This is a genomic window from Actinoplanes rectilineatus (assembly GCF_000962825.1).
Classification (GTDB): Bacteria; Actinomycetota; Actinomycetes; order Mycobacteriales; family Micromonosporaceae; genus Actinoplanes; species Actinoplanes rectilineatus.
The window spans coordinates 1-18,129 of the sequence record NZ_JZKF01000095.1; the positions used below are offsets into that span (position 1 = coordinate 1).

Below are 18,129 nucleotides of genomic sequence, written 5' to 3' on the forward strand. Positions count from 1 at the left end.
ACCCGCCGAATACGAGGCACTGCACGCGATGACCCACCCGGTCACCGCACCCCTGAAAACCAGCTAACCAACTCTCCACCAAACCCGGGGCTTGACAGTCGACACCAAATCAAATGAAATCCCAGCATTCACCCCGCTTCTCACCGAGGTCGAAAACGTGCTGGGCAGCCTGACTGGAGTCCTGTTCGTCGCCGACGCCCTGCATACCCAGACCGACCACGCCGAGCAGATCACCAGCCGCGGAGCACACCTGTTGCTACCGGCGAAGGGCAACCAGCCCACCCTTCACACTCAGCTCAAGACCCTGCCGTGGGCGCAGATCCCGGTCGGTGACCGCACCCGCGACCGCGGACACGGCCGCAAGGAGACCCGCACGGTCAAGGCCGTCACCCTGCACACCCCGGGCGGAACGCCTTCCCGAAAGCCCGACAGGCCGCCCGGATCACCCGGACCCGCACCATCGACGGCAAAACCAGCCGCGAGACCGCCTACCTGATCGCCTCCCTGACCGCCGCCGACGCCCAGCCCGCTGACCTGCAGAAATGGGCCAGAGCAGAGTGGTTGATCGAGAACAAGGTCCACAACGTCAGAGACGTCACTTTCCGTGAGGATCTTCACCAAGCCCGGACCGGCACCGGGCCCGCCGTTATGGCCACCCTGCGTAACACCGCGATCGGGTAGCACCGCATCAACGGCGACACCAACATCGCCCGCGCCAACCGACGCGCCGACCGCCGACCACACGACCTGATCACCGCCGTGACCAGCAGTTACCCCAGAACGCAATGACCCTGCTGAGATCAACGGCTTGGGAGCGTGTCACCACGCAGTATCCCGGGCTGTTTGCCACTGGTCTTTCGAAAAGCATCTTCGGGTGTCCGGAAAACCGGGAGAAGCTCAGGGATGGTTGTTCCGACGTGATGATCCTCGTGGATGGACCAACTCCACACCCGCCAGATCTAGTTGTTGACCCCAGTCTGGTTGTCCGGCAATGTGGTCTGAGTTCGTCTTCGTCAACCACTGCCGGGTGGCCCGGCGCCGCCATGATCATTTGAACGATCGTCGCGCAGCTGGCGAGTCCGGGTGTCTCAGCGACGGCACAGCCCGTACTCTTCCAGTAGATCCTATCTGATATCGACACAATGGCAACCGTGGCTCGGGAGCATTGCATGAGAACCGTTTTCGTCGTTCTGCCCAACGTTCTGGAGAACGAGGCCGCGGCCGAGAAATTGCATCAAGCATTTGATCGAGTTGTCGTCGCCTCAGAACGAAGCGTCGCGGTTTCGGAGCTTGTGGATCTCGGGTCGAGCGTCGATGCAGCCGTAGTCGGCGTCAAAGAACGTATCGACGCATCGGTCCTGGACAAACTACCGAACCTGAGAGCTATCGGGTCCGTCTCGGCCGGGACCGATCACATCGACGTCCCAGCCGTGCAATCGCGCGGGGTGAAGCTGGTGACGTCCGGCAACGCGAATTCGCAATCTGTCGCCGAGCATGCGTTAGCCATGATTCTTTGTATCGTCAAGCGGCTGCGGGAGGGGCATGCCGCGTCGCTTTCTGGCGCCGATCGTGCAGGCATGGTTAACGCGCCGCACGAGTTCCGCGGGATGAATGTAGGCATTCTCGGCGCTGGCGCCACTGCGCAAGCGCTGCTGCGGCTGCTGCAACCATTTGGCGTCAATGTCCTCGTCTGGACCCGCAACCCCGCGAGCCACCCCGAGATTCTCGAGTACGGTGCCGAAAACTCGGGACTGGACAAGATCTTCGGAACCTGCAACGTGGTTTCGATTCATTTGCCCCTGACGGACGAAACTAGGCACATGGTGGACGGCCGCCTCCTCAACAAGTTGCCTAAGAATGCGTGCGTGGTCAATGTCGCTCGCAAGGACATTTTTGACCTTGGCCAGCTGACTGAGTCGATGGTCGACCGGCCAGATCTCTCCCTGGCTGTGGACGACTTCGGGCTGGCCGGTGAGGATTTCGTCAGCCGGCTGGACGACCGCTTTCTCGTCACGCCGCACGTTGCCGGGGTGACCGTGGAGGCCGAGAGAGCAATGCAGAACATTGTGGTTGACGGCGTCATCCGCACGTTTGAGTAACCCATGATTATTCCTTTTCTCGACGATGTCAAAGATGTTCTCAGCTTCATCGCGGATGTTCTCGGCATCATCGCGTTTGCCATCGCGATCATCACCCTCGTTCGCGTCCATTCGGTGCAGAAGACCCAGGAGGAGGAGCGACGTCTACTTCATCGGATATACGGAATTGAGTCGCTGGTGGTGCGCCTGCGGTCGGCGAGCGTTTTTTTGCGTAAAACGCAGGACGTGGACGCGAGCGACCTCGCCGAGGATCTGATACGGATCTGCGGCCAAATCGAGGGGATCATGCGGGTACTGAACATTGCAGGAAACGAGTCGAAGTCAAACCAGTCCGCCATACCTCTGCTGAAAAGCGGCTACATGACTCCGCAGTTCCAGAAGGCGGCGGTGATGGAGGCGCGGCATGCCGTGGATTTCCTGGTGATCCGGAGCATGCAGTTCGCCAACGTCGACCTCATGGAGGAGATGCGATCAGCCGCCCTTCGGGGTGTTCGCATCAGAATCCTGGCCATCTCTGCGAGCGCATCCGACACGCTGCTGCAGTACGCCACGAACTTCCTGCCATGGCCTGTTGCCACCAGTGCCGCGGAACTGCGAGGGCAGCTGCAAGAGGTCGAGAACCGGATGCGGCAGTTCACGGCCTCGTCCTGGCCGGAGGAGGCGCGGCGCCGTTTTCTCTATCGCGGCTACAACCTCCCGCCGAACATGCACTTTGCGAGGGTCGACTCTGTCATCCGTCAGGGGTTTGTTGGGACGCTTTCCTCAGCTCAGCCCGGGCGGTTGGAGGATCGCCCGTACATCGAGCTCAGCACTAACTCGGCCCCCGGCTCGAGCCTCATGACGCACTTCGACCAACTGTGGGACCTCAGTGCCGCCGACCAGGTGGTCCCGCTGTCCACGGAGGCGCAGAATGCGGTCCAGGCAAGCCCGCCCGAATCCTCCTAGCCTCATATCGGTGGCCCGGGCTGCCCGAATGGCGGACAACGAATTGCACTAGCGCCCGCGTCAACCACGTGAACCAGCTCCGGCGGGGTAGCCCGAGCGGGAATTGACGTCGCCTGCAGGAGGAGTCATCTTGTTGGAATGTGTGGAACCGGGGTCGTCACTGTCGCGATCTGAACTCAGATCCAGCTTCATCGAGGCGGCCACAGATGCGGAGCGGGTCGGCATCGAGGTTGAAAGCGCGATTCTGAATCCGGTGACTGGCGCGAGCATCCCGTATGAAGGGTCGCGCGGCATTCGCGTCTACCTGGAGACGATTCAGGCACAGTTCGGCGGCACGGTCTGCGTGGAGAACGGCAACCTACTCGGCCTGGGATTTCCCGACGGGTCGAGTCTGTCGCTCGAGCACGGCGGCGCGATCGAGTATTCCTCGAGCCCTTGCGCGAATGCCACCGGCGCGGTCGGGCAAACGTACGAGATGTACCGCCGGCTAGCGGCGGTGGCGGACGACCTCGACCTTGCGCTCGTTCCGGGGGGCAATTTTCCGTTCACTGGACGATCCGATGTCTCCTGGGTGCCCCACCTACGCGGCCCGATCATGCGTGGATACTTTCGCAGCCTGGGGGCGGCCGGCAGCCATGGACCCGACATCATGAGCCGCACCCTTTCGACGCAGGTCACCTTCGACTACTCCGACGAGGATGACCTGATCGATAAGCTTGGCATGCAGTCGGCGGTCTCCACGTTCGCCACGGCGATGTTCGTGAACTCACCACTAGAGAGTGGGCAGGTCTCGCAATCCCTGTCACGACGCATGGATTACTGGGCAGGAGCTGACGCGCGCCGGACAGGGATCATTCCGCCCGCGCTCACCGACAGCCTCAGCATCGACGCGCTTGTGGATTGGAGCATGAGTCAGCCGCTGATGTACCGGCGGCATGCGGATGGACGGTGCTCGGTCGCGCCGACCGCACCGTTCGGTTCACTGCTCGCCTCCGGGTTCGGCGACGGCACATACCCTGACGTGGCTGACTGGCGGTCACACCTCACGCAGGTAATCTCCGACGTCAGGGTTCGCCGGACGCTCGAGATCCGCGCCATGGACGGGCCGTCGTTCGAGACGTTCTCCAGCGTCCCAGCCTTCTGGACCGGGCTGACCTACGATGCCAGCGCGCGGCGTCAGGCGTGGGAGCTGGTCGGTGAATTCACGAGAGATCAGCACACAGCCGCCCGGCTACAGATCGCGAAGTATGGAACCGGCGCGACAATCGCGGGCCAGCCGATCAAGACCTTTCTCGCCGAGCTCCTGCAGTTGAGCAGACAGGGCCTGACGACGCGGGTCAAGGACGGCGTCGAGAACCCGGCCATCCTCACCTGGCTCGATCCGCTCTTCGACATTGTCGAGACCGGTCGAACGATGGCCCATGTGTGCCGGGATCTATGGCAGAACGCTTTTTCACATGATGTGCGGAAGTACATTGATTTCTATCGCGTGCGCTGAGCCACAACCCGGAGAGGTTGTTCGTCCATGAACCGCGAAGAGCATCTGGCCTCGGGCGGCAGTACGTGGCTGCATACAAAAACTGAAGCGCGCTCGCGCCACGGCATGGTGTGCGCACGACATCCGCTTGCCGCGGCGGCCGGCTGCCAGATATTGCGCCAAGGCGGCAACGCCGTCGACGCGGCCGCGGCGGCGTCGTTCGCCAATGGCGTCGTGCAGCCATTCGCAAATTCCCTTGGCGGCGGCGGGCTCCTCGTTATGAGCGGATTCGGCGATCAGCCTCGCTACATCGACTACCGGTACGAGGCACCGTCGAACTCGACGCCCGACATGTTCACGGTTAGGTCGCAGACCCTGCAGGACCCGATGGGCTGGCGTGGCGTGGCGAACCGCGAAAACGAGGTCGGATACCGCGCCGTCGGCGTGCCCGGATCCGCCGCGGGCCTGGTCGCGGCCGTCGAACAATTCGGGAGCCTCGCCCTGAGTGATGTCATGGCCCCGGCCATCGAACTGGCCGCATCGGGCTTTGAAACTGACTGGCTGGGCGCCCTCATGCAGGGGATCCACCTCGACGAACTGTGCCGGTTCCCCGCCACCGCCCACAGCATGCTCCGCGACGGGCGGTTCCCGTACCGGCCAGCGACGGTAAACCCAGCGGACGTACAACGGCAACCCCTCCTGGCCGAAACCATGCGCGGCATCGCAGAGGCGGGCGCGTCTTTCTTCTACGCGGGCGGGCTCGCACAGCAGATGTCTGCCGACATCATGGGGCATGGGGGCATCTTGGACGCAGCGGACCTTGCCGCCTATCGCCCCCGCCAGGGAACCGCACGACGCACGCCCTACCGAAGATTCGAGATTCTCGGGGCCGACAACGTCAGCGTCGCACCGTTCCTGTTTGGCGTGCTCGCACGGCTTGACCTCGCCGGCCGGGACCCCCTCGACCCGCGGCGCATCCACCTGATCCTCGAGGCGATCAAGCGATGCCGAACGATCGAGCGCCGGCACCTGGGCGATACGCTCTTCATGGACGGCACCTGGCCGCAGCTGTGCACGCCCGAGCGCATGGACGAAATAGCGGACAGTATCAGCCCGGACCGTGCGAGCCCTCTCACCGATCTTGACGAAGCAGGCGTCGCCGGAGGCCATCCGGGCAAGCAGCCGGTAGAGGGCACGACCCACATCTGCGCGACGGACGCCGACGGCAACGTAGTCAGTCTCACCGAGACCGTCCTGAGCAGCTACGGGTCAAGGGTGGTGACCGCCGGCGGCGTGCTGCTGAACAATGCGATGTTCGCCTTCTCGCCGCATCCCGGCAAGCCCAATTCGATCGCGCCCGGAAAGCGACCGCTGTCGAACATGACGCCGATCATCGTTTCCGATCGATCGGGTGGCCCCTTTCTTTGCCTCGGCGCAACCGGTGGTCAGCGCATCTCGACGGCGGTCGCGCAGATACTCAGCCTCGTCGTTGACGCGGGATACGGCATACAGGACGCGATCAGCACCCCGCGTTTCGACGTTTCGGTGGACGATGTCATCTTGGATTCCCGAATGCCCAGACACGTGGTGACGGACCTTGAGCGGCGGGGACATTCAATTGTGCTGAGAAGCGAAGAGTTCACCACGCTACACTTTGCCAATGCGTGCGGAATCCTGCGGTCGTCGGACGGCGAGTACACCTCCGGCGTGAATCCATTGTCGATGACTGCGGCAGCCGCCTACTAGCGTCCGCGGTCGTCCAGCGATCCGCGGGCTTACGCCCTACATTCAAGATCGATATTACCGCGGAGCTCAGCTCCTTCTCTGTTGGGGGATATTTGCCGCGGATCGACAAGGGCGTTGATCATTTGCGGATCGATGCCAGGCTTCTGATATCGCTTAGTTTCAAGAACTAGGACCAACCTTGACTGCCGCGGAACGAGTGATTTACGGTTGTCTTTGTGCACGCCGCGCCTAGCACGCCATGGGCGCACGAATAGGTGTGTCGGCAATTAGACAGCGAACTATTTCGACGGATGATTTTGGGGGAGCACAAGGCATAGCCCAGTGACGTCAGTGATCCGATAGGCAGCGCGAGGCCCCGTGTCCTTTGACGGCCGTGTCGGCGTGCCCAAATTGCGTCCGCCGCCGTCGCAGATCACTAGGTGCGCATGCGGCGCCACGCCAGAACCAAGCCCAGCGCAGGCCGTCGGGACACGGCACGTCAGCCGTGGCAGTACGTACCAACAGGCGTCGATCGTGCCGCCCACGGCGAGTCCAGCTGTCCGCGACCCGCTGCCTTTCCCGTCCACCCGGCGCTAAGGAGACCTGCCATGACCGAAGCCGTCCAGGTCGTCAGAACCCTGACGAACGACGTCGCCCCCGAGCTGACTACGCAGACCCTGTTGCAGCTGGCTGGCCGCGAGATCGCCGCGGTCCACATCCGCGGCTACTACCCTGCCGACATCGCCGCTAAGGTCGCGCACAAGGCCATCGACCACCCGGCCCTCGGTCACTATCACAAGCAGCTCGCCGGTAGCGTCGGCCGTGTCTACATGCCGCACATCGACACCAAGTGGGACCCAGAGCTCACCGCCAAATACCACGACGCAGCGCTACCTGCCATCCAGGACGTGCGCTCGATGTTCCACCCGTACCTGTCGCCGGTCGACCGGGTGCGCCTCGAGCTGCAGGAGCTCTGGCCGGCCGGCGCGAACCTGTTGCGGCTGCGCGGGCGCCTGTGCTTCGTCGGCGCCTTGCGCGTATTCCGGCCAAACACCTCAGAGCTCCACCCCCACAGCGACGCCATCAACCAGGAGACCGACGCGCCAGAGATCGAGGGCGTGGTTAACCAGCTAGTGGCCAACATCTACTTGCAGGTGCCCGAGCAGGGCGGCAACCTGCTGCTCTGGCTGCGCGAACCGACGGCGGAGGAGACCCGGATTATACTAGACGTCGAGGGACTCGACCCCGCCACGCTGGAACCGCCCGCGCTGGAGATACACCCTGACGCCGGCGACCTCATACTCTTCAGCCCGCGGATGCTGCACGCTGTGACCCCCGGGGTGGACGAGTACCGCGTCGGCGCGGCCGCCTTCATCGCTTCAAAGGGGCCGGAACAGCCGCTCGTCTTCTGGAGCTGACCTCGGCCCGTTTCTTCTTGACTGGCAAGGAATCTGCATGCTAGAGGATCGGGTACGTGTACACGCCAAGCGCCATCCGACCCGGCTCGCCGTCGTTTCCGGCAGGGACCAGCTGACCTACGCAGACCTGGACACGCGGGTGTCCCGGCTGGCCCGGTGCCTGCGTGAGCGCGGTATCGGCCGCGGCGCGCTAGTCGGGATCTACCTCGACCGGGGAGTCGAAGTCATTGTCGGGCTGCTCGCCGCGCTGCGGGCGGGCGCGGCGTACACGGTCATCGAACCGTCGGGCGTGGTGGCAGAGTCCGCCGGTCGCCTTGCTTCGGCCGAGCCGGCCATCGTCCTGACAAGCGCCGCCCATGCCGCCGACTTCAGCCTGCGCGTCCTGCCCACGATTGGCCCCGGCGCGGACGGCGTCGATGCTGCGCCGCCGCAACGGCCGGAACCGGCGCCGGAACTCGACGACGTCGCCTACGTGCTCTACACGTCGGGCTCGACGGCAATGCCCAAGGGCGTGATGGTCTCGCATGTGAACCTGCGCCACTACACCGAGTCACTGCGGGACGCCCTTGGCATCACCGAGCCGCTGCATTACGCCCATGTCACCACGCTCGCCGCCGACCTGGGCAACACCGGCCTCTTCCTTGCCCTCTGGACCGGCGGCACGCTGCACCTGGTCGACGATCTCACCCGCCGGGACCCGGCCGGTCTGCTCGGCTATCTGCATGCCGAGCGCATCGACGTGTTGAAGACGACGCCCTCACACTGGGCGGCCGTCTCCAGCATCGTCGGGGGCTCAGGTGTCGCCCGGCCAGCCCTGCGGCACCTGCTGCTCGGCGGGGAGGTCCTCACGCAAACCCTCGCCCTCCGAATTCTCGCCTCCGGCGTGACCGGCGTGCTGATCAACCACTACGGGCCGACGGAGGCCACTGTCGGCGTGGCCACGTACGCGATGCGGAGCCCGGCCGACGTAAACGCGCTGGACGGCTTTGAGTCAGTGCCGATCGGCACCGCGCTCGGCTCCAATCGCCTGATGGTGCAGGCCGACGACGGAACGCTGCAGGAGCTCGATGCCGTCGGCGAGCTGATCGTCGCCGGGCCGTCGGTCGCGCTTGGCTACCGCGTCGACCCGGAGTCAACGGCGGCGGTGTTTGGCGTGGAGGACGGTCGCCGTAGCTATCGCACCGGCGACCGCGTCCGCGTCGACGCCCGGGGCATCATCGAGTTCCTGGGCCGCGCCGACCGTCAGGTCAAGATCGGCGGATACCGGATTGAGCTGCCCCACGTCGAGGCCGGTCTACGCCAACTGCCCGGCGTGACTGGCGCGATCGCCTTCCGCCTGGAACGCCGTCGCCCGATGCTGGTCGCCGCCGTGACCGTGGCCGATCTGGCCTTCGGCCGCGACGACCAGCGCGGCGCGCTGGCCGTCCTGCTACCGCCCTATATGATCCCCGATCGCATCGAGGTACTCGCCGAGTTCCCTCGCACTGCCAACGGCAAGACCGACGCCAACGCGGTCTGCCGTCTTGTCGAGGAGCGCCTGGCCGCGCCGGAGACAAGCGAGCGCAACAACGGCGATCCGGTGCTGGCCGACGTCCGCGCGGTCTGGCGGCGGTACCTCGGCCACGACGCCTTCGGCAATGACGAAGACTTCAGCGCGATCGGCGGCAGTTCCCTCGACGCCATCCAGGTGATCGGCGACCTGCAGAATCTCGGGTACCGAGTCAGCGCCTCGGTCTTCTTCGGGAACGCGACCCCGGCCGCACTTGCGGCCGAGATGGCCATAACGGCCGACGGTGAGACCGACGCCGCTCTGCGCGGCCCAGCGGTCTCCGGGACCGTGCTCTCCCCCGCCCAGCAATGGTTCTTTGCGCAGCGGTTCGCTCAGCCCGACCGCTGGAACCAGGCGATCCTGCTCGACATCGCCTCCGAGGTCCGTCCGGCGGAGCTGGCCGCCGCGATCCGGGACACGGTCAAGCGGCATCCCATGCTGCGCACCGCGTTCCGGGTCACACCACAGCCCGAACGGGTCGAGGTAGCGCCGTCGTTCGAGCTGACCGAGTCGGCGCTGCCAGACGAGGACGACGCGGCGACAGCGCATATCCGGGCCACCGCCGCCGCCCGGCAGGACGAACTGCGGCTGGCCGACGGCAGCGTCTTCAAGGCGCATCTGTTCCGTGGCGACCGGACCGCCCACCTGCTGCTGATCGGCCACCACCTCTGCGTCGACGCCGTCTCCTGGCGCATCATGGTCGACGATATCTGCCGCGGATATCGGGCGCGGCTCGCCGGCACGGGGCCGGCGACCGGGCCGGTGGGGGTCGACATGGGCACGTGGGCCGCCCATCTGCACGAGCATGCGCCCGACCTGTGGGCCGACCTCACCGCCTGGAAGGGTGTCGAACAGTCGCGCGCGGCCGTCACTGCCGACGACGATAATCTCGAACGAGACGCGTCCGCGGTCTGGTGGGCGATGTCCCGGGCCGAGACCGACGCGCTGACCCGAGCAGCCGCCGCGTCCGGGACCACGGCCCACGTCGCGCTACTCGGCGCGTTCGCCCACGCGCTGGCCGTCTGCCGCGGCCGGCACGAGATGGTCATCGACGTGGAGAGCCACGGCCGGATCTCGTTCGACGACCGGATCGATGTCTCACTGCTGGTCGGCTGGCTCACCTCGACTTTCCCGGTCCGGGTCGACGTGGTGGCCGACGACCCGCGGGCCGCGGTGAAGTCGGCCGCGGCGGCGCTGGACGGCGTGCCGAATCTGGGGGTGGCCTATGCTCTGCACCGGCGTCCGCGTCGGGCCGCCGTGTGCTTCAACCACCTCGGCGCGTTCACGCTGCCCTACGACGATCCGCTGCGCCCGCGGCTGTCGCGGTATCCAATCGGTCCGGTGCGCGGGCCGGCCAACGACCGCACGTATGATCTCAAGCTCACCTCCCGGCTGCACGACGGTCATCTAGTGGTCGAGCAGTCCTACAGCTCGCGGCGGCATTCGGACGACGAGATGCGCCGGCTGGCTGGGGCGACCCGCGCGCTGCTGCTGGAGGTATCCGGCAGCAGCGAACGGCCGGCCCGCCTGGTCATCGAGCGCGAGTCGACCGTCGGGCTCCTGGCTCAGGTGCCGCGGGAACTCGACCTGGCGCCCCCCGCCCGGGTCCGCCGGGAGTACGGCGCCGTGCTGCTCACCGGTGCCACCGGCTTCATCGGTGCCCACCTGCTACACCTGCTGCTGACCCGAACGTCCGGGCGGATCTATTGCCTCGTCCGAGATGCCGGCGGGCAACCGGCGGCTGAGCGGCTGCGGCAGGCCTACGACTGGTACGCGCTCGGCCCAGGCCTGGATTCGTACGCCGACCGGGTGACCGTGCTCGCGGCCGACCTGACGGAGCCTGACCTAGGCCTGACCGCCTCGCAGTACCGCCGGCTGAGCCGTGAAGTCGAGGCTATCTACCACCTGGCCGCCGAAACCCGGCTCTTCGGCGACCGCGACACGTTTACCCGGCAGAATACGCGGCCGGTGGCCGAGCTCATCCGGCTCGCCGGCACCGGGCAACCCAAGGACCTGCACCACTTGTCGACTCTCGCGGTCTGCGGCCGCGGCGGCCGGGACCGGCCGGTGGCCTTCACCGAGCACGATCTCGACGTCGGGCAGGAGTTCCTCAACGAGTACGAGCGCAGCAAGTTCGACGCCGAACGGCTGGTACACGACTTCGCCGCGCATGGCGGTGCCGGTTTCGTTTATCGGACTGGCAACGTTACCGGGCACTCGGTCACTGGGCGATTCCAGCGTAACGCCGGTGACAACCGGATGGTCCAGCTGCTGCGCGCGGCTGTCGCGATCGGTCGCGTGCCGGAGGCTCACGGCCACCATGTCGCCCTAAGCCCGGTCGACATGGTGGCCATGGGCGTCTTGGAGATCTCCCGCAGCGAACGCGTGAGAGGCGGAACGTTCCATGTCGACATCGTGCACGCGGTCAGCTACTCCGACATCTTCGCGGCGCTGCGGGACCTGGGCTGCGCGATCGAGCCGGACTGCGCCGCGGACTTTACGACGCTGTTCGAGCCGTATCTGGTTACCGGCGACGAGGCACTGCGGCTCGCGCACTTCTGGGCGGCTCGGCCGGCTCGCAACGTCCGTTACGACCACGCCTGGACCCGCCGGCTGCTGGATGAGCTGCAGGTGCGGTTCCCAGCGCCGACCGGGCGTTGGCTGCGGGCGTACTTCGGGGGGCTGATCGAACGGGGCTACATCGACATCGAGAGAAGGGGCCCGCGGTATGGATGAGGAGCGGATAGCGATCGTCACTGGCGCGTCGTCCGGGATCGGGAGGGCCACGGCCGCCCGCTTCGCACGGCGAGGTCTGCGGGTGGTGGCGGCGGCCCGGCGCAAGGACGCGCTAGACCAGCTGGTCGCCGAGGCGGCCGGCGGGCCCGGCACCATCGTGCCAGTGGCAGCCGACATGACTACGCCGAGGGCCGCTGGGAAGCTGCTTGAGGCAGCCGAGCGGGAGTGGGGCCCGGCCGCGGTAGCTGTTCTCGCCGCTGGGCGCGGCCTGCCCGGGACTATCCTCGGGTCCGACCCGTTGCGCTGGGCAGAAATGATCGAGGTGAACTACCTATCCATGCTGGAGCAGCTGCGCGCCTTCGGCTCGGACTTCCGCCAGCGCGAGACGGCGGCTGCGCGGGACATCGTCGTGATCGGATCGACGGCCGGCCGGCAGGTGTCGGCGGCCAACCCGGTGTACGGGTCGACCAAGTTTGCCGTCCACTCGCTCGTCGAGGCACTGCGGCAGGAGGTCTGCGGGGACGGGGTACGGGTGACGTTGATCGAGCCCGGATTCGTCCGATCCGGTTTTCAGGACGCCGCCGGGTATGACATGCAGTGGTTCGCGGCGGTCACGGAGGAGAGTGGTCCACTGCTGGTGCCGGACGACGTGGCCGCTACGGTGGAGTTCGTGGTGGACCGGCCGGCCCATGTGCATCTCGACGACATTCGATTACGTCCCACCCGGCAGAGGATCTGACCCGGGAGCGACAACTCAAACGGCGGACAGCGTGCACGCTGAGCTCGCCAAATTCTTCTTCCTGCAGGTCCGCACGGCGGGACGGTCTGCTGGCATGCTCTCTAACTGAACCTCGCTCGCCCTTGCATCGGCACGTGCGGCAGGCTAATGCGGGAGCGCGTGCCCAAACGCTGACCTGCCAACACGTCGTCCTGGCAGGTCAGCGTTTCGTGTCTGGCAATTTGCCACAGGCCTGTCGCTCAACGGGCGTCAACCGCGCTCAACTGCGCCGAAGTGCAGTTCAACGGGGTCGTGGAGGACCTCCGACTCTCGTGTCTGAAGGTTAAGCGCTTCTCAGTTACAGAAGTCCGACGGGCTCGGCATGACCTTTCGCCTTCACGGGATCACGAGTTTGGCCGAGCTACCCGAGGGCTGGTCAGAGCCGCCGGCCGTTTGTTCGGGCCCGTCGCACCAGCCAGGATGGGTTCGTGCTTGGTGGCTAACTGGGATCGGGACGTTCGGGTTTCTCCTGCTCGTCTGGGCATGAGCGGTTTCGCGGCCCTCACGGGGCAGAGACGGGGCCGAGCGTTTGACGCACAGGCGGACGCTGCGGGTGCCGATAATGCCATCCGTGCTGGTCAAGCGGCATGCTCATATTCGTGGATGAGTCCGCCGAGTCGATCATGTCGGTGGACGCGAAGCCGTGCGAGAGTTGCCGGTTCGGTGATCGGTCCGGGTAGTGGTGCGTATGGTCTGGCGTTGGCGATGCCTCGGTGTGGCCGGTGCTCGTTGTAGTGGCGTTCGTACTCGCGCAGGGCGTACCGAAGATGGGCCTGGTTGAAGATCAGGGTCCGGTCGAGCAGTTCGTGGCGGCAGGATTGGATCCAGCGTTCCATGATCGAGTTCATGCGGGGCATGCGGACGCCGCTGTGCACGACCTCGATGCCTGCGTCGGACAGGATGGTGTCGAACAGGGTCGGGTACTTGCCGTCACGATCGCGGATCAGGTACCTCACCTGGCAGCTGGTGTCTTCGAGGTCCATGACCAGGTTCCGGGCAGCCTGTGCCACCCAGGCGGCGGTCGGATGGGGCGTGACGCCGAGCACCCGGACGCGGCGGGTGGCGTGCTCGATCACGGCCAGCACATACAGACGGGCGCCGGTCAGCGTCACGGTCTCGAAGAAGTCAGCCGCGAGGATGGCCTGGGCTTGGGAGCGTAGGAACGTCGCCCAGGTGTTGTTCGTGCGGTCCGGTGCCGGGTCGACGTCGGCGTCTTTGAGGATCTCCCAGACGGTGGACGCGGCGACCTTCACCCCGAGGACGAGTAGTTCGCCGTGGATACGTCGGTATCCCCAGCCGGTGTTCTCCGACGCCAGGCGCAGTACCAGCGCACGGATCGATCGGATCGTTCGTGGCCGACCGGCCCGGAGGGGTCGGGAGCTGCTGGCGTGTCGGCTGGCGATCAGGTCACGGTGCCAGCGCAGCACCGTTTCCGGGCGCACGAGCAGCCGCAGCTGGTGCAGCACCGTTCGGGGTAGCGGGTGCAGCAGAGCGGCCAGCCAGGCCCGGTCGGCCGGGGTGAGCCGGACCCGTTCGCCACCGAGTTGCCGTTCGAGCACCATGATCTGGTGCTGCAGAGCGAGGATTTCGGCGTCCTTGTGGCGGTCACTCATCGGTAACAGCCGCAGCAGGGCCAGAGAGTTGGTCACACCGAGGTAAGCCAGTCGTAGCAACACAACCGATCATCCTCGCGGAGCAGCGCGCATCGATCATCGCCGAGGTCCGGTCGCTGAAACCAGCCCGGGGTCAGGCCCACGCGTCGGTGATCGAGATGGCTTTGACCAGTTGGGATGAGGTTATCGGCACCCGCAAGGCTGTGCAACGTCGGCCGGTGTCAGCCGGGGGAGTCTGCTGAGCAGCACGGCCAGCCATACCCGGTCGGCGGGTTCGAACTGGACCCGCTGCCCATCGAGTTGGCGGTGCAGGACGGCGGAACGTGTCAAGGGAGTGAGGCCAACGGGAGTTAAGCGGCCTGTGGTTCCGTCTCTGGTTTGTTGATCCAGACCTGTTCGGGCAGGTCGAGGATCTTGGGCAGGAGCCGGTCGGTGCCGAAGCGTTCCGGGTGCGCGGCGCGGGCCGCGGTGAGGGTGTCGTGGCGGCCGGAACGCACGGCGTGGTGGCGGCCATGGTGGACCTCGGCCGGGGTGTGCAGTCCGATCCCGGAGTGCCGGTGGCAGTTGTTGTACCAGGTCACGAAGTCGGTCATGGACACCCGTGCCTGGGCCAGGGACGCGAATCGGTCCGGGAAGACCGGCGCGTACTTCAACGTCTTGAACCAGGCCTCGCTGTACGGGTTGTCGTTGGACATCTTCGGCCGCGAGTGTGACCGGGTCACGGTGAGGTCTTCGAGCAGGTCCGCGACGGATTTCGAGGTCATCGACGTGCCCCGGTCGGCGTGGACCACGTGCGGGACGCCCTGGACGTCGAACACCTCCCGCATCATCGACGCGGCCAGCGGGCCTGACTCGCGGGCGTGGACGCGGACGCCGACGATGTACCGGGAGTAGATGTCGATCATCACGTACGCATCGAAGTAGGAACCCTTCACCGGACCGGCCAGTTTCGTTATGTCCCAGCTGAACACCTGCCGGGGTGCGGCGGCGACCAGCTCCGGACGCTTGCGGGCCGGATGCCGGGCCAGCCGGCGACGCTCACGGACCTGCCGGTGCTCGCGCAGGATCCGGTACATCGTGGCGATCGAACCGACGTAGACGCCCTGGTCCAGCAGGGCGGCGTAGATCTGCGCCGGAGCAGCGTCGACGAACTGAGGACTGTCCAGCAACCGCAGGACCTCGGCGCGTTTGGCCGCAGTGAGCGCGTTCGCCGGGACGGTCCGGGGCCGCACCGACGGACTCGGCCGACGCCGGTCCCGGTCGGCGCTGGACCGGGCGATCCCGGTCATCGCCGCCGCGGTCCGGGTCGTGGTCCCCGCCCCGGTCAGCTGGGCGAAGGCGTCCATCAGCGTCTGCCGAGCCCGAACACGTCCGGACCGTCCGGCTCGCTCCTGGAGATGTCCTCCAAGAGCTCTCGCGCTTTTCCCATGATCGTCAACGCCGTCTCCGTCCGCGCCAGCTTCGCCTGCGCCAACTCCAGCTCCCGCCGCAACCGGGCGATCTCCGCCTGCTCCGCGCTGGGCCGCCCAACCGTCTCCCCGGCCGGCTTGCCCTGCAACAGACCCGCGTCGCGGGCCCGGCGCCACTCCGACATCAACGACGAGTACAAACCCTCCCGCCGCAGGAACGCCCCGCCCTCACCGGCCGCGACGGCCTGCTCGTAACCGGCGAGCAGTTCCAGCTTCTGCCCCGGAGCGAACGAACGGCGGGCCCGCGGCCCGCCGGAACGCGGGCCCTTCTCGCGACTCATGACCCCATCCTGGGCCACGACCATGCCAACAGCAGTAGTCAACGCTTCTCGATCCTGAACTCGCCCTGTCGGCGGACTTGCTATGAACCGCTGGCCTCAACTCACCCTGGCAGACAGGGCTTCGTCGAGGAGGAAACCCACCTGCCGCCCGGCCTCGATGCTCTTCCCGGGCAGTCACCGACTCGGCGGGATGGCGTCGAACATCTCCTCCGGTGCATCCGCTTCGGGGCCGCCGCAGCATCCGACGTGTGCGACCCATGCAAAGATCGTGGGCGCTTGCTCCAGGTAGGTGGCGTTGTACCGATGCATCCCCTCAAGTAGGTGATAAGCACCGATGCGACGGGGAAGCCCGTCGCCGAATCGGGGACCATCGGGAGTGTGGACGAGCACGATTGCCGGTAGTGCCCGCCCGGAGCGCAGCGTACGCCGAATGTCCTCCACCTTGGCGATACTCTCAACGGCATCGGGGTCGTCAAGAAGCTGCCACTTCTGGATCTGGTCGACCGGGACATCCTCTTTGCGAAGGCACGCCAGATGGTCACTGGCGCCGAAGATGGTGACGAGGTTCTCCACCGTCGAGTCGTGATGATGGTCCGGGACCTCGGTGTTGAGGGCGTCCAAAGTCCACCATGCATCGTCCGTCGCCATGGCAGAGCACCGTACCGGATATCGCGTATCCGGTGTTGCCCTGAGCGGCCGTCAGACATGCCCCCAGAGCGTCTGTGTCGTGGACTATCAGGATGATTGATCGGCAACCACGATGATGCGCTGATCGGCGCGGCATCGGGCGGCGACAGTCTGCCGTTCGCGTTCGGACGCCACGAAGACGACGACATCTGTCAGCCATTCCGCTGTCTCCTCCGAAATACGCGACGCGACCGGACAGATCACCGCCACGACACGGCCATCAGCCAGGATGGAAACGCCCATCGCATAGTCGGGATCACCGTCCAGCGGCCACACCCTCGTCCCGGTCTGCTCACTGATCTGCCGGACCACCGTCGGCGTGAGTCGCTGCTGCCGCTCTCGCAGCGCTGCTTGATTGGCCTCGTGCCGTTGCTTGTCCCGCTCCATCTGCGCCATCAACGCCCGGCGGCGCCGCGCTTTTGCTTCACGTTCTCGCCGCAACGTAGTTCGAACCTCCGCGACGGCCGCGTCCGTGTCGAGTTGCGCCTGACCTACGGCCAATGCGCGCCGAAGGTATGCCGGAGCCGTCCAGCACCGCTTCACCGCGGGCCCGTGGAGCCACGTGTCCTCGGGCTTCGAGTCGTCCGCAACGTCCGTGGCTGCCAGGTCGGCCCAGACGATTTCCTCTTGGCAGACCAGACCGACGAACAACTCCAACGGCAGCGTCGTCGCCTTCCACCGGCCATGGCCCGGACATGCCGGAGGCTCAGGCACATCGCGGTATCGCACACAACCACTCGACTCGCACCGCCCCACCACCAGCCGTGCCACAGGCTCCGCCACCATGATGCTGTTCAGTTCGACCCGCACCCGTACTGCCGGCACACCGCCCGGTAGCAGCCGGTCGAAGACCCACACCACCCTCACACCATCGGCGAAGTACCGGGCAGTTCTTGCCCGGGTGTCGTCATCGTGCTGCTGCGCCAGCTGTGCCTCCCACGCCACCTGCCGGGTCCCGTCGGGCGAGGTGGCGAGCACATCTGCACGCCACCGCCGGTCCGGCCCTTCCGCCTCTAGCGTCGCCTGCCAGACCGCGGCCCGCACCGCTGCCGCGATCGCGGACTTCAGCAGCCGGTGATCAGGTGTTTCCCCGTTGAGCGGACACTGTTCGCGGGCCGCATCGTGGGCGAAGAACCGCAGACCTCGGGGTGACACCTTCGCGTGCATCGACGCGCCACACGCGGCGCACGTCAGCGGAACCCGCGGACGCACCCGGTGAATACTCTGCCACGACGCGCCAACGCCCAGATCAGCTAGCGTGGCGTCGATCAGTCCGCCGAACCCTCGCGCAACGAGAGGCATACATCGATGTTGCGGCATGCCCCAGCGCTGCCGCCATGCCGTTTCGTCGC

The 18,129-nt window shown here is 66.1% G+C and carries 12 protein-coding genes; 8 read left to right on the top strand and 4 right to left on the bottom strand.

The window, feature by feature from the left end:
• The first annotated feature begins 157 nt into the window (after positions 1-157).
• The 8 genes from WH85_RS51130 to WH85_RS39445 all read left to right on the top strand — a co-directional run bounded on the left by WH85_RS51130 (position 158) and on the right by WH85_RS39445 (position 12,688).
• Entirely contained in the window at positions 158-496 is a 339-nt protein-coding gene (locus WH85_RS51130; RefSeq protein ID WP_245674290.1) for a hypothetical protein, read from the top strand.
• Positions 497-1,169: 673 nt separating this feature from the next.
• Positions 1,170-2,099, top strand: a complete 930-nt coding sequence (locus tag WH85_RS49465) for an NAD(P)-dependent oxidoreductase (RefSeq protein WP_169792552.1) — start codon at positions 1,170-1,172, stop codon at positions 2,097-2,099.
• 3 nt (positions 2,100-2,102) lie between these two features.
• Positions 2,103-3,044, top strand: a complete 942-nt coding sequence (locus WH85_RS39420; protein WP_045747264.1) for a hypothetical protein — start codon at positions 2,103-2,105, stop codon at positions 3,042-3,044.
• Between the two features lie 130 nt (positions 3,045-3,174).
• Positions 3,175-4,542: a glutamate-cysteine ligase family protein gene (locus tag WH85_RS39425; RefSeq protein WP_169792553.1), complete on the top strand. Its 1,368-nt coding sequence runs from the start codon at positions 3,175-3,177 to the stop codon at positions 4,540-4,542.
• Between the two features lie 27 nt (positions 4,543-4,569).
• Positions 4,570-6,267: a gamma-glutamyltransferase family protein gene (locus tag WH85_RS39430; protein WP_083449613.1), complete on the top strand. Its 1,698-nt coding sequence runs from the start codon at positions 4,570-4,572 to the stop codon at positions 6,265-6,267.
• A 587-nt stretch (positions 6,268-6,854) separates the two neighbouring features.
• Complete coding sequence (locus WH85_RS39435; RefSeq protein ID WP_045747266.1) at positions 6,855-7,664, top strand: 2OG-Fe(II) oxygenase; 810 nt, start codon at positions 6,855-6,857, stop codon at positions 7,662-7,664.
• A gap of 37 nt (positions 7,665-7,701) precedes the next feature.
• On the top strand, positions 7,702-11,949 hold the full coding sequence (locus WH85_RS39440; RefSeq protein ID WP_045747267.1) for an SDR family oxidoreductase: 4,248 nt from the start codon (positions 7,702-7,704) through the stop codon (positions 11,947-11,949).
• Entirely contained in the window at positions 11,942-12,688 is a 747-nt protein-coding gene (locus WH85_RS39445; protein ID WP_045747268.1) for an SDR family oxidoreductase, read from the top strand. Before WH85_RS39440 ends, WH85_RS39445 begins: the two co-directional genes overlap by 8 nt.
• A 617-nt stretch (positions 12,689-13,305) precedes the next feature.
• On the opposite strand, the gene WH85_RS39450 is transcribed toward WH85_RS39445, so the two are convergent.
• From WH85_RS39450 to WH85_RS39470, 4 genes are all read right to left on the bottom strand, one after another.
• Positions 13,306-14,403 (bottom strand): integrase core domain-containing protein, encoded by a 1,098-nt coding sequence (locus WH85_RS39450; protein WP_045747269.1) that lies wholly within the window; start codon positions 14,401-14,403, stop codon positions 13,306-13,308.
• 287 nt (positions 14,404-14,690) lie between these two features.
• Positions 14,691-16,114 (bottom strand): IS3 family transposase gene (locus WH85_RS39455; RefSeq protein WP_425394690.1). Its coding sequence is split into 2 segments (ribosomal slippage): positions 14,691-15,757 and positions 15,757-16,114, totalling 1,425 coding nucleotides; the frame shifts between segments, so codons are not numbered across the junction.
• A gap of 150 nt (positions 16,115-16,264) precedes the next feature.
• Entirely contained in the window at positions 16,265-16,738 is a 474-nt protein-coding gene (locus WH85_RS39465) for a hypothetical protein (RefSeq protein ID WP_045747272.1), read from the bottom strand.
• Between the two features lie 87 nt (positions 16,739-16,825).
• Positions 16,826-18,079 carry a competence protein CoiA family protein gene (locus tag WH85_RS39470; protein WP_157411502.1) on the bottom strand — a complete coding sequence of 418 codons (1,254 nt, stop codon included), beginning with the start codon at positions 18,077-18,079 and terminating at the stop codon, positions 16,826-16,828.
• Between the last annotated feature and the right edge of the window lie 50 nt (positions 18,080-18,129).

Bases quoted from the DNA above. Each gene is read 5' to 3' on its own strand.
- WH85_RS49465 (WP_169792552.1), top strand. From the start codon at position 1,170: ATGAGAACCGTTTTCGTCGTTCTGCCCAACGTTCTGGAGAACGAGGCC.
- WH85_RS39420 (WP_045747264.1), top strand. From the start codon at position 2,103: ATGATTATTCCTTTTCTCGACGATGTCAAAGATGTTCTCAGCTTCATC.
- WH85_RS39430 (WP_083449613.1), top strand. From the start codon at position 4,570: ATGAACCGCGAAGAGCATCTGGCCTCGGGCGGCAGTACGTGGCTGCAT.
- WH85_RS39435 (WP_045747266.1), top strand. From the start codon at position 6,855: ATGACCGAAGCCGTCCAGGTCGTCAGAACCCTGACGAACGACGTCGCC.
- WH85_RS39440 (WP_045747267.1), top strand. From the start codon at position 7,702: ATGCTAGAGGATCGGGTACGTGTACACGCCAAGCGCCATCCGACCCGG.
- WH85_RS39445 (WP_045747268.1), top strand. From the start codon at position 11,942: ATGGATGAGGAGCGGATAGCGATCGTCACTGGCGCGTCGTCCGGGATC.
- WH85_RS39465 (WP_045747272.1), bottom strand. From the start codon at position 16,738: ATGGCGACGGACGATGCATGGTGGACTTTGGACGCCCTCAACACCGAG.
- WH85_RS39470 (WP_157411502.1), bottom strand. From the start codon at position 18,079: ATGCCTCTCGTTGCGCGAGGGTTCGGCGGACTGATCGACGCCACGCTA.